This is a genomic window from Dinghuibacter sp. (genome assembly GCF_035492835.1).
Taxonomy (GTDB): domain Bacteria; phylum Bacteroidota; class Bacteroidia; order Chitinophagales; family Chitinophagaceae; genus Dinghuibacter.
In genome coordinates this window covers 1-10,660 of the sequence record NZ_DATJIY010000189.1, presented here as the reverse complement: position 1 = coordinate 10,660, position 10,660 = coordinate 1, and the positions used below count along the sequence as shown (strand labels likewise).

Sequence of the window (10,660 nt, the reverse complement as noted above, 5' to 3'; positions counted from 1 at the left end):
TTGCTGTTCCTGGCTGAAGATACCCCAGCGCACCAGGTCGAAGATACGGTGTCCCTCCATAGCGAGCTCCAGTTTGCGCTCGAAATATATCGCCTTCAGCGCGTACGCCTGGCTGGTAAAAGCGCCCGGTGGATACGGCCCGATATGGTAGTTCGCGGCCGGCGTCGTGGTGAAACCCGCCAGCGGGTTGCTGTTGTCGGCGTAGGTAAAAACGAAGCCCGCCGGGTTCGCCGCCCTGTTCCGGATCATGTTCACATAGGCCTCGGCCTGGTCCAGGCTGCCGACCTGGGCCTCGCATTCCGCCGCCATCAGCAGGACGTCGTTAAAACCTATGACGTGGTAGTTGATCGCCGATCCCGGAGCCCAGGACTCGCCGTCGTGGTAAGCGTTTGCTGTGGCCTGCATATAAATATCCTTCAAATCGTGATAGGGCCCTACCACGGTCCGGTTGAGGTCCCAGTTCGCGCCCGGCTCGATCCCCCAGTCCTTGAAGGGCAGACCGCGACGGCCGATTGTCCAGTCGATCCGGGGGTCGAGATAGCCCGTATCGGGTGTAAAGGGTTGGTTTGACAAAAGAGTCAGGTCGGTCGCCAGCGGATGCTGGTTGTAGGTATCCAGGTAGGGGAGGCCGTTATAGTCGGTACGGTACGAATTGCCGAGGTCCAGCGTGGGGTCGAAGTTGCCGCAACAGCCGAAGGGGCTGTTGATCGGGAAGCAGAGCATATCGCCCTGGTTGGCGCTGGAGATATTGCCGTTCCCCACGTTGGCCGCCATATTGATGGAGAAAACGGCCTCGGGGCTAGTGGCTTCTTTTTCCGGCAGGAAATTCCACTCGAACTGTTCGCTCAGGCCGTACCTGATCCCCCCCGGGGTTGTCCCGTTGGGGATGATATCGTCGAACAGCGTCTTGGCCTGGGTATACTTGTGCTCGTAGAGGTAAGCCTTCGCCAGGAAGGCTTTTGCCGCCCAGCTGTTGGCGCGGCCGGCGTCGGGCTGCGTGGGCGGAAGGCTGTCCACCCCACACAGGAAGTCCAGCTCGATCATCGGCCAGATATCCTTATCGTTGGGCTGATTGAAGTCGGTCGTCGTTTCGTCGATCCAGGGGACCATATTGAACATCTTTTTCAGGTCGAAGTAGTAATATCCCCGCAGGAAGCGCGCCTGGGCGATGGTGTTCGCGACCGCGGAAGGGCTCATGTCCCTGGCCAGGGCGACCGCCTTCAGCGTGTTGTTACAACGCGTGACGCCATCATAGTCGGCGTGCCATTTGTCGTCGAAGGACGAGTTCGTCGCGGTCACGGAGAACGAGGCGCCGTGCGCGTCGATGGCGTTACCGCTACCGTACAGCCAGTTGTCCGGGGAGGAGTTCCATGGCGCGCCCGGGTCATAGTTGGCGTACAGGTCGGCATACGCGCCGATCAGGAGCTGGGCCACCCCGGCCGAATCCGCCACCACCGTTTCGCTGAGCTGGCCCTGGGGGGTATAATTGAGAAAGCTTTTTTTGCAGGACGAAAGGCACACGGCCATCACGGCGACAGTAGCCCCCATCCACAGGCGATATATGTTTTGCATCGTTTTTTGTTTTGACGTTTGCATTAAAACGCGAGGTTTACGCCGAGCAGGAATTGCTTCATGTTCGGATAGATAGCCTCATCCACGCCGAAGTCGGTTACGCTGCCGCTGACTTCAGGGTCCAGCCCCGTATACTTGGTGATCGTGAACAGGTTGGCCGCTTGTACATAGACGCGCAGGCTTTGAATGCCCATGGGCTTCAGCCGGTTCTGCGGAATGGTATATCCCAGTTGGATGTTCTTGAGCTTTAGATACGCGCCGTTTTCCAGGAAATAAGAGTTGGCATCCCCCGCGTACGAGGTATAGGTGCCGGGCAACGGGGCCTTCGCGTTGTGGTTCGCGGGCGTCCAATGGTTGTACAGGGCGTTATAGCTCAGACCGCTCAGGTCGGTGTAGGCCAGCGCGTCGTTCCATATCTGGTTGCCGTGAACGCCATAGAAGAACAGCGCAAGGTCCAGGTTCTTATAATGGATGTCCAGGTTCAGCCCGTAGGTGAACTTGGGGTTCGGGTCGCCGATAATGGTGCGGTCGTCTGGGGTGATAACGCCGTCGCCGTTCTCATCCGCGTACCGGAAGTAGCCAGGCCGGGCGCCCGCCTGGTAGTTCTGCGCCGGGTTGTTGGTTGCCTTTGCCGCCGCGGCGTTGGCCGCCACGATCGAGGTCGAGTCGTTCCAGAAACCGGTGATTTTATATCCATAGAAAGAGCCGACCGAATGCCCGACCTGGTTGCGGATAAAATAATCCCCGAACTGGCGTTTGTCGGCCGTGACGAAGTAATTGGCGTTGTTGGATACCTTTTCGATCACGTTGTGATAGGTGGTGACGTTGAGCGATCCGCTCAGCCGCCAGTCCTTTGTGATGCTCGTCCTGCCCGAGATCGAGACGTCCAGGCCCGTATTGTTCATCCGCGCGACATTCACGTAAGGGGCGGTACCGGCGCCCTGTGTGCCGAGCAACGGCGGGTTGTACAGCAACCCGGAGATCACCTTCTTATACCAGTCCGCGGTTACGTCCAGCTTGCCCTTGAGGAACGTTGCGTCAAAACCGATGTTGGAATTGATGTCCTTTTCCCAGGTGGCGACGGGGTTTCCGATCTGGCCCGCCATGAGCCCGGGCAGGATCGAGCTGTTGGTGTTATCGATGTCGTAGTAGGAGCTGGCGTTGTTCGACAGGTAAGTCGTATAAGCGTTGTCCGGGTTGACATTGAGCTGGTTCCCCAGGATACCCCAGCTTCCCCGTATCTTCAGGTCTGTCAGCCAGGAAACCTGTTGCAGGAACTTCTCCTGGGAAATCCGCCACGCGGCGCTCACCGAAGGGAACCAGCTGTAACCGCCATTGATGAAAACCGACGAGCCATCCTCGCGGATGGTCCCGCTGATAAGGTATTTGTCACGGAAGCTATAGTCGAGCCGCCCGAAATAAGAGCTCAGCGACTGCTTGCTGCGGCCGCCGGCCACCGTTTGGGTGCCGGTGCCACTAGACAACGTCGTATAGTTCGGGTCGAACGAGAAATATCCCTGCCGCGACGCCGACATGTTCTCGTACCGGTACTGGTAGGCCTCGGTACCCAACAGCAGCTTGATCGTATGGTCTTTTGCAAAGGTACCGTTGAAGGTCAGCGTATTCGTCCACGTCCAATCGTTGGTGGCGTCCGAATACTGGGAATAGGCGTTGGTCGACTGGTTCTGTGCGTTTTCATAGGTCGGGTACGTGAAGCTGGCCGAACGGCTGGTGGCGTCCTCGCCACCGAATGTTGTTTGAAGGGCGAAATATTTCAGGAAAGATACGTTTGCATAAACGCTCCCGAAAAGGCGGTTGTTCATTTCGGTATTGGTCCTGGAACGGTCCATGGCCGCCACCGGGTTAGGATCGGTGTAATTGGGCGTACCATACGTGCCCGCATAGTTGCCTTTTATGTCGTACACGGGGATGATCGTCGGCATGACCATCGCTTCGAATATGGGGCTCCCGCCGGCGTACTGGTTGATGACGTTGACCTTGGTGGGGTCCTGCGTGATCGAATAGGCCATGTCTTCCCCGATGCGGATGTGCTTGGATACGTCGAAGCGGACGTTGGACCTGACCGTGTAGCGTTTCAGGTAGGTGTCGATCAGCGCGCCGTCCTGGTCGAAATAGTTGAGCGAGAAAAGGTAGCTTACCCGGTCTTCACCGCCGCTCACCGAAAGGTTGTGACTGGTGATGGGCGCTGTCCTGAAAATCGAATGGAACCAGTCCTGGCCCGTTTTGTTGGCTTTTGTGATCCGGTAGAAACTGTTCAGCTCCGCGGGGTTCGTATAATTCGGATCGACATAGTACAGGGCCGGGTTCGTGGAAGGGTCGCCGGCCTTGGCGCCCAGCGGCGCGATATAATCCGGCAGCACCGGCGTTGGACCCGAACCGAAGAGCGGGTCGCTCGGGACTACGCCGGGATTGATGTTTTCCTTGGCCTGCCATTCATAGTTTGCCTGGTCCTGGGGATCCAGCAGGTGCCAGGGGTTGCCGCCCTTTGGAACCTGTTCTCCGAAATAGCCGTCGTAGTGCACCGTCAGCTTGCCGTGACCGGCTTTCGTGGTCAGGATAATGACGCCGTTGGAGGCGCGGGAACCATAGATCGCGGCGGCCCCGGCGTCTTTGAGGACCTGTACCGAAGCGATGTCCAGGGGGTTGACGTCGGAGATGTTCTGTGTGGGCACCCCATCCACGACATATAGCGGGATGTTGTTCCCGAACGTATTGATCCCGCGTATCCGGATTTGCGGGTCTTCGCCGGGCTGGCCCGAGCCGATGACCGTGAGACCCGCCGCCTGTCCCTGCAGGAGGTTTGTCACCAGGCCGTTGGGCTGCTTGGTCATGTCTCCTACGTTGACGACGGCCACCGACCCCGTCAGGTCCTTTTTCTTTTCGGTGGTGTACGCCGTCACGATGACCTCGTTCAGGTCGCCGGCATTGTGCTCCAGCTTGACGCTGAACATCTCGTTTCGACCTACCGGGATCTCTTTTTCCGGATACCCGGCCCCGGAGAAGACGAGTACCGGGTTGCCGGTGGCCGGGATGGCCAGGGTGAAGTCGCCGTTCTCGTCCGTGGTCGTCCCTTTTGTCGCGCCTTTCAGATGGATGGAGGCGCCGGCCAGCGGTTGGTTGCTCGTGCCGTCCACGACGTGACCGTGAACGGTTTTCGTCGTCTGCGCCCCTGCCCGTGGAATGACCGTCAGAAAGGCGGCGCAAAGGAGCGCGGCCAGGATGCATAATTTCTTATTCATAAGCAGCAACGTTTTTGGTTGAGGTAATGGATGGCTATCATATGGCGTTTGTTAAGCGTCAATCGTACACTTGTAAAAAAAGCAACGCTTATTCCTCCCTGAGGGTTACGTCGCCTTCCTTCGTCAGGAAGTCCGCCCCTTTCGCCATCCCCGCGGCGGACGCCGCCAGCAGCGATCCGTCCGGCACGACTTCCAGGGGCGTGATACAGGAAGAGGACGCCTCGTTGAAAGGTTTGTTGGATTGGCGGTTATAGCAGGAGATAAGCGACCAGCGCGACACGGGGGATACATTGGCGTCGGAGCGGTGCAACAGGTTGCTGTGGAAGAAAAGGGCGTCCCCGGGCTTGAGCTCCACATACACGAGGTCCATGACGTCCAGCGCCAGCGATACATACCGTATGGAGGCGCCGACCTGCTCGCCCGTCTTGCCGTGCTCGACCCGCCCCATTTTGTGGGAGCCGCGGATCACCTGCAGACAGCCGTTTTCACGGGTAGCTTCCGTAATGGCGACCATGACGGAAGCCATCTGGTCGGGAAACAGGAACTCATTTTTATACCAATACCCGTAGTCCTGGTGCCATTCCCAGGCGCCGCCCACAAAGGGCTCTTTTTGCATCAGCTTGGAATGGAAATGGCATACCGGGGCCGAACCGCCCAGCAGCGCGTCCACCGCGCCCACCATCCGTTCGCTGCGGGTGAGCAGGCCATAGATGTCGTCGCCCGGGGTAAACCACAGCGCGAGCTTAGACCGTTTGCCGCTCTCGTCCCTTACGTCGTAGGAGTTGTCACTGATGGCAGCGTCAGACCGGGCCACCTCAAATAATTTGTCGATTTCTTCTCTTGAAAACAGGGCGGGGACAATGACATATCCGTCACGTTGATAGTCAGTAATTTGCTTGGCAGTCAAGGGTGAATTCATGTGGGTTGCTTTTCCTTACGCTGCAAACTATTTCGAAATGACGGTTCCCATTAACCGTAAATTTTCGTAATCTGGTACTATGTTATCCACTTTTGAGAGATATCCGCCAAAACCTGTAAATTTTACACTATGAAACCTGTACTGGAGCACTTGGCGCCCGAAAGGGAAGAGTCTTTTTTCGCGCAGGCTTTTAACCTGCCCTATTTCGGGACACCCTGGCATTATCACCCCGAATACGAGCTGGTATGGGTGACGGCCAGCCAGGGGAAAAGGTTTATCGGCAATTCTGTGTCGGACTTCAACACCGGCGACCTGAGCTTCCTGGGGCCCAACCTTCCCCATTTATATAAGAACCCCCCGTCGTATTATGAGAACAACCCCAGGCAAAGGGCCCGGTCGGTGATCATCCATTTTTCGGAAGCCTCTCTTGGCGTGGACCTGCTCGGACTGCCCCAGGCAAAGGGCTTTCGCGCCTTGTTCGAGCTGTCGAAATGCGGTCTCGACATCCTTGGCCAGACAAAAAAGGAGATTTGCCGGAAGATGGAAAGACTGCTGGAATCAAGCGGCATGAAACGTTTTATCTGCCTGTTGGAGATCCTGGACCAGCTCGCGGCCAGCGAGGAGTGCGCAGCCATCTCCGACCCCGGCATCATCGGTCACAATGCCCTCGACACTGAACGGCTGGATACCGTTTTCCAGTTCACCTATCAGAATTTTGAAAAGGATATCCGGCTAGAGGACATCGCGGGCCTCGTACACATGACACGCACCAGCTTTTGCCGCTTCTTCCAGGAGCGCACCAAGAAAACATACTTCACTTTCCTGAACAACATGCGGCTCAATAAGGCGAGCAAGCTGCTCCTCGAGACGGAGCGTGGTATTTCGGATATAGCTTACAATTGCGGTTTCAACAACCTTTCCCACTTCAACCGTCAATTCAAGTCACACTTTGCGTGCAGCCCCAAGACTTACCGGGAGACGTACGCGAAAGCCCATCGGTAAAGCGCCGGCCGCCTTCAGCGCGCACTACAACGTTGTCGTAGATCCCGCCGGGTGGGATGGGACGAAGGGATACCTTTGACGTTATGAAGCACCTGTTGATTGTCTTGCTCATTCCCATGGCCGCCACGGCCCAGTTCCACCCGGACCCCAGCCTGCTGCGCACCATCGACACCAACCTCCGGCTGGCGGATACCCAGTACCGTTACCTTGCCGCCCATACGCCAGGGGACGTGTTTCCCCGAACCTTCGACCCTAAGACCGGGGCCTGGACGACCAGCGGCCCCGGTTGGTGGACCAGCGGTTTCGCGCCGGCCACCATGCTCCGGCTTTACAGCGCAAACCACGATACGGCGCTGTATCGCGAAGCCCTCCGCAGGATGCGCCTCCTGGAGAACGAGCAGTATGACCGATCGACCCACGACCTGGGCTTTATGATGTTTTGTCCTTTCGGCGAAGCCTATCGCATGACGGGTTCGACGGCCTATGCCGATATATTGATGAACAGCGCCCGATCGCTCGGCACCCGTTTCAGCCCCATCACCGGCTGTATCCGTTCCTGGGACTTCGCGCCCTGGCGCTATCCCGTCATCATCGACAACATGATGAACCTCGAGCTGCTCTGCTGGGCGTCGCATCATAGCGGCGACACGTCCTTTTTACACATCGCCGTCACACACGCCAGCACGACGATGCGCCAACACTATCGCCCGGACTACAGCTGCTATCACGTCGTGGAGTACGATACCGCCACCGGGGCCGTAATCGATCGCAAAACCGCCCAGGGATACAGCGACAGCTCGTCGTGGGCCCGTGGCCAGGCATGGGGCCTGTACGGCTATACGATGATGTACCGGTGGACCCATGACCGGCGCTATCTGTCACAAGCCATCCACATCGCGGACTTCATACTGGCGCACATACCCGCGGACAGGGTGCCTTACTGGGACTACAACGATCCCCGCATCCCGGATACCTACCGCGACGCCTCGGCCGCAGCCGTGATGGCGTCGGCGCTCATCGAGCTCGCCGGCTATGCGCCCCCCCTTCCCGGCTGGAAATATATAAAGGCCGCCGAAACCGCGCTGCGCACCTTGTCCTCTCCCGCCTACCGCGCGCCCGCGGGAACGAACGGCGGCTATTTATTGATGCACAGCGTGGGGAACCTGCCGGTTAAGGCGGAGATAGACGTGCCGCTGACGTACGCGGATTATTATTTCGTGGAGGCCATGTTGCGCTATCGCGCGCTATAGTCATTGCTCCCCCGGCATCAGGCTCACATTCAGCACCGTATTCCTGCCGACCCGGACCTCCCGGCTCACAAACCCCTTTTTGGAAAATACGAGCGTGTCCGAAGGCTTTGCCTGGATGGAATAGTGTCCGCCCGCATCGGTCACGACGCTTCCCGAAGCCGACCGGACGGTCACCCCCCCCAGGACCCCGGCTTGCACGTCCCGCACGATCCCGGTGACCTGCACCGCCTCCTCGTTACCGGAATGAGCGGCCGCCGCCGGGGGCATCGCCTGTACAACGGGCGCGGCAGCGGCATCACGCTCCCGCGCCGACGCATACACGGTTATCCGGGAACGCGCCCGGATATCGTTTGACGCCGCTCCCACCTGTACCTCAAATTCCCCCGGCTCCACGACCCGCTTCAAATCCTTGTTGTACAAGTAAAGCCGGTTGATGGGCAGCGCCAGCGCCACTTCAGCCGAGTCCCCCGCTTTTAGGAATACCTTTCTGAACGCCTTCAGCGCCTGCACCGGGGTCTCCACCGAGCTGACCATGTCACGCACGTATACCTGGACGACTTCGGCGCCGTCCCGGTCGCCCGTGTTTTTTACGCGGACCCGTACAAAAACCGTGTCGGAAGGCAGCACCTTCCGGGACGACAACGACAGCCCGCTAAAGGAAAATTGCGTATAGCTGAGCCCATAACCAAAAGACCAAAGCGCCCCTGGCCTGGCAAACACGTAGTCCCTCCCTGGGTGGTCCTCTGTCCCGGGAGACCGGTAGAAGCCCTTTTCCGAGGGGAGATAGTTGTAATAGACGGGTGTGTTGCCGGTACTTTGTGGAAAAGAGATGGGGAGCTTGCCTGACGGGTTCGTCCGACCGAACAGCATCGCGGCGATGGCGTCTCCTTCCCGCTCGCCGCCATACCATTGTACCACGATGGCGGGTAAGTGTTGTTTTTCCCAGGCGAGCACGAACGGCCTGCCGGTCACCAGCACGAGGATCACGGGCTTGCCGGTCCGCTGGATGGCCTCCACCAGGGCTTCCTGTGCGCCTGGGAGACCGAGGTCATCCAGGTCGTACCCCTCGCCGCTGGTGGGGCTCTTGCTCTTTTTTGCCAGCGACGCGCTGCGGGAGCCTACAAACACCACCGCGGCGGAACTGTTTTGCGCAGCGGCTATGGCCTCCTGGAATCCGGAGGTATCCATGCCCGTGAGTCCGCAGCCCCTGGCATAACGGATGGCTACGTGGCTGCCGGCAAGCTGCCGGATGCCTTCGAGGGGCGTTATGCCGTCTTCATTGCCGGTGCTCCAGGTATAGTCGCCCACTTCCAGCTCGTCCGCGTTGGGGCCGATCACCGCCAGGGACTGAAGCGCCGTCAAATCCAGGGGCAACGTATGGGCCTCGTTTTTCAACAACACGATGCCCTCATCCGCTATCGTGCGGGCCAGCGCCACGGAGGAAGGCGTGTGGATGTGTTGCCGGTATGAGGCGGTGTCCGGCAACGCCTCGTCAAAAAGACCCGATTTGAATTTCGCATACAATACGTTCCGGACCGCACGGTCGATATACCGGACGTCCAGCTTCCCGGTCTTTACCAGGGAGTCCAGGTTTTCATACGTCGAGCTCGCCGCTTCCACGTCGACACCCGCGGTGAGTGCCTGCAACGCGGCATCGGGGGGACCGGCCGCCGTGTGGTGAAAATAATAGAGCATGGATACCGAGCCCCAGTCCGAATACACGAACCCTTTAAAACCCAGCTGCTTTCTCAGGAGGTCGGTGAGGAAAAACGAGGACCCGGCAATGGGCTCGCCGTCATAGGAGCTGTAACAATTCATGACGGACAGCGGGTCCGCCTCGCGGATGACCCGTTCGAAGGGCTGCAGGTAGAGGGAATACAGTTGCTTAAGACCGCCATCGACCGCCGAGAGGTTGATGCCGCCGACCGGCGTGCCGTGCGCGATAAAGTGCTTGGGCGTACAGATCAGGTCGTTCTTCCTCAATCCTTTTACGTAGGCCGTTCCCATTTCCCCGACCAGGTATGGGTCTTCGCCGTAGGTTTCTTCCACCCGGCCCCACCGGAGCTCCCGCGCGAGGTCCAGGTCGGGGGCGAAAACCTGTTTGCCGCCGATGGCTTTCATTTCCTCCGCGATGTGCCCGGCCATGGCTTCGGCCAGCTCCGGCCGGAAGGTGCTCGCCAGCGCGATGGACTGGGGGTAAATCGTGCAACCGTCCTGCACCGTCCCGTGCAGCCCCTCCAGCACGGGGATAACGGGGATGCCCCACCGCGTGTGCTGCCGTATGTATTGCTGCACCAGGTACATCGTCCGGAGGTACTGCTCCGACGTGAGACCGAAGCCTTCGATGCACCCATAGCTGTTGCCCTTTAAAAACGAACCGAGCTTTTGCATATCCGGCTGGCCGCCCGCGTCATAGTCTTCGGTATGGATGTGCCTCAACTGCGCGATCTTCTCCTCCAGGCTCATGCGTTTCAGCAGGTCTTCCACGCGCGCCGTCGTCGGTTGGGCGGGGTCCCGGTACAGCTGTTGGGCAAAGGCGACGGTAGCGAGGAATAAGAACGGCAACACGAGGATTTTTGACATGACGAACGTCGTTTGTGGCGTGAATATAGCGCCGCTGCGGGGAATAGCGCTGTTCAATCGTATGCGCAATTTTG

6 protein-coding genes are annotated in these 10,660 nt (G+C 58.8%); 2 read left to right on the top strand and 4 right to left on the bottom strand.

Annotation, left to right across the window (positions count from 1 at the left end; genetic code table 11):
• The 3 genes from VL547_RS18120 to VL547_RS18110 all read right to left on the bottom strand — a co-directional run.
• A partial coding sequence (locus VL547_RS18120) for a RagB/SusD family nutrient uptake outer membrane protein (RefSeq protein ID WP_325580504.1) occupies window positions 1-1,572 on the bottom strand: 1,572 nt, incomplete at its 3' end.
• A gap of 23 nt (window positions 1,573-1,595) precedes the next feature.
• Window positions 1,596-4,832, bottom strand: coding sequence for a TonB-dependent receptor (locus tag VL547_RS18115; protein ID WP_325580502.1), 3,237 nt, complete (start codon window positions 4,830-4,832; stop codon window positions 1,596-1,598).
• An 88-nt stretch (window positions 4,833-4,920) separates the two neighbouring features.
• The gene (locus VL547_RS18110; RefSeq protein ID WP_325580500.1) at window positions 4,921-5,751 is read right to left on the bottom strand and encodes a phytanoyl-CoA dioxygenase family protein; all 831 of its coding nucleotides are present in this window, start codon (window positions 5,749-5,751) and stop codon (window positions 4,921-4,923) included.
• Window positions 5,752-5,880: 129 nt separating this feature from the next.
• On the opposite strand from VL547_RS18110, the gene VL547_RS18105 reads away from it, so the two are divergent.
• The gene (locus VL547_RS18105; RefSeq protein WP_325580498.1) at window positions 5,881-6,753 is read left to right on the top strand and encodes an AraC family transcriptional regulator; all 873 of its coding nucleotides are present in this window, start codon (window positions 5,881-5,883) and stop codon (window positions 6,751-6,753) included.
• 83 nt (window positions 6,754-6,836) lie between these two features.
• The gene (locus tag VL547_RS18100) at window positions 6,837-8,003 is read left to right on the top strand and encodes a glucuronyl hydrolase (RefSeq protein WP_325580496.1); all 1,167 of its coding nucleotides are present in this window, start codon (window positions 6,837-6,839) and stop codon (window positions 8,001-8,003) included.
• Here VL547_RS18100 and VL547_RS18095 read toward each other — a convergent pair whose 3' ends face one another.
• Window positions 8,004-10,586 carry a glycoside hydrolase family 3 N-terminal domain-containing protein gene (locus VL547_RS18095; protein WP_325580494.1) on the bottom strand — a complete coding sequence of 861 codons (2,583 nt, stop codon included), beginning with the start codon at window positions 10,584-10,586 and terminating at the stop codon, window positions 8,004-8,006.
• Window positions 10,587-10,660: the final 74 nt, after the last annotated feature.

Excerpts from the sequence above, each read along its gene's own strand:
- VL547_RS18115 (WP_325580502.1), bottom strand. The coding sequence starts at position 4,832 with ATGAATAAGAAATTATGCATCCTGGCCGCGCTCCTTTGCGCCGCCTTT.
- VL547_RS18110 (WP_325580500.1), bottom strand. The coding sequence starts at position 5,751 with ATGAATTCACCCTTGACTGCCAAGCAAATTACTGACTATCAACGTGAC.
- VL547_RS18105 (WP_325580498.1), top strand. The coding sequence starts at position 5,881 with ATGAAACCTGTACTGGAGCACTTGGCGCCCGAAAGGGAAGAGTCTTTT.
- VL547_RS18100 (WP_325580496.1), top strand. The coding sequence starts at position 6,837 with ATGAAGCACCTGTTGATTGTCTTGCTCATTCCCATGGCCGCCACGGCC.
- VL547_RS18095 (WP_325580494.1), bottom strand. The coding sequence starts at position 10,586 with ATGTCAAAAATCCTCGTGTTGCCGTTCTTATTCCTCGCTACCGTCGCC.